At 48.9% G+C, this 1,189-nt stretch carries 8 tRNA genes; all 8 read right to left on the reverse strand.

From position 1 onward, the window contains the following. Window positions 1-102 precede the first annotated feature (102 nt). The 8 genes from L4C37_RS22330 to L4C37_RS22365 all read right to left on the reverse strand — a co-directional run bounded on the left by L4C37_RS22330 (window position 103) and on the right by L4C37_RS22365 (window position 1,063). Window positions 103-179, reverse strand: a tRNA-Met gene (locus L4C37_RS22330). 36 nt (window positions 180-215) lie between these two features. Further along, a tRNA-Gly gene (locus L4C37_RS22335) sits at window positions 216-291 on the reverse strand. A gap of 58 nt (window positions 292-349) precedes the next feature. Continuing rightward, a tRNA-Met gene (locus L4C37_RS22340) sits at window positions 350-426 on the reverse strand. A gap of 51 nt (window positions 427-477) precedes the next feature. Further along, window positions 478-553: transfer RNA gene (locus L4C37_RS22345), tRNA-Gly, on the reverse strand. A gap of 59 nt (window positions 554-612) precedes the next feature. Next, a tRNA-Met gene (locus tag L4C37_RS22350) sits at window positions 613-689 on the reverse strand. A gap of 51 nt (window positions 690-740) precedes the next feature. Continuing rightward, a tRNA-Gly gene (locus L4C37_RS22355) sits at window positions 741-816 on the reverse strand. A gap of 33 nt (window positions 817-849) precedes the next feature. Next, window positions 850-926 (reverse strand) — tRNA-Met (locus L4C37_RS22360). 61 nt (window positions 927-987) lie between these two features. Then, window positions 988-1,063, reverse strand: a tRNA-Gly gene (locus L4C37_RS22365). Between the last annotated feature and the right edge of the window lie 126 nt (window positions 1,064-1,189).

Here is a 1,189-nt window from a genome sequence, read left to right on the forward strand (position 1 = left end):
CAACCTTGGCAAGGTTGCGCTCTACCAACTGAGCTAGTATCGCATAAGCTAACCGTTCATCTTGTCTGCTAAGAAGCATCAAACCAACGTTTAACTGTAATGTGGTTGCGGGAGCCGGATTTGAACCGACGACCTTCGGGTTATGAGCCCGACGAGCTACCAAACTGCTCCATCCCGCGTCCGGATGCATTGTTTAAGACAATGAGGCTTTAAATTGGAGCGATACATCGGGTTCGAACCGATGACCTCAACCTTGGCAAGGTTGCGCTCTACCAACTGAGCTAGTATCGCATAAGCTAACCGTCCATCTTTCTGCTAAGAAGCATCAAATCAACGTTCAACTGTAATGTGGTTGCGGGAGCCGGATTTGAACCGACGACCTTCGGGTTATGAGCCCGACGAGCTACCAAACTGCTCCATCCCGCGTCCGGATGCATTGTTAAGTACAATGAAACTGTTCTCTAAAAAGAGAGAATTTGGAGCGATACATCGGGTTCGAACCGATGACCTCAACCTTGGCAAGGTTGCGCTCTACCAACTGAGCTAGTATCGCATAAGCTAACCGTTCATCTTGTCTGCTAAGAAGCATCAAACCAACGTTCAACTGTAATGTGGTTGCGGGAGCCGGATTTGAACCGACGACCTTCGGGTTATGAGCCCGACGAGCTACCAAACTGCTCCATCCCGCGTCCGGATGCATTGTTTAAGACAATGAAACTGTTCTCTAAAAAGAGAAAATTTGGAGCGATACATCGGGTTCGAACCGATGACCTCAACCTTGGCAAGGTTGCGCTCTACCAACTGAGCTAGTATCGCATTAGTTATTCGCCTAAGCGCTTAACTGAAATGTGGTTGCGGGAGCCGGATTTGAACCGACGACCTTCGGGTTATGAGCCCGACGAGCTACCAAACTGCTCCATCCCGCGTCCGGATGCATTATTTAAGTTAATGACTCTATATTCCCAACATCAATCCTAAGAAAGAATTTGGAGCGATACATCGGGTTCGAACCGATGACCTCAACCTTGGCAAGGTTGCGCTCTACCAACTGAGCTAGTATCGCATAAGCTAACCGTCCATCTTTCTGCTAAGAAGCATCAAATCAACGTTCAACTGTAATGTGGTTGCGGGAGCCGGATTTGAACCGACGACCTTCGGGTTATGAGCCCGACGAGCTACCAAACTGCTC

This window comes from Vibrio kagoshimensis (assembly GCF_050337535.1).
Lineage (GTDB): Bacteria > Pseudomonadota > Gammaproteobacteria > Enterobacterales > Vibrionaceae > Vibrio > Vibrio gallaecicus.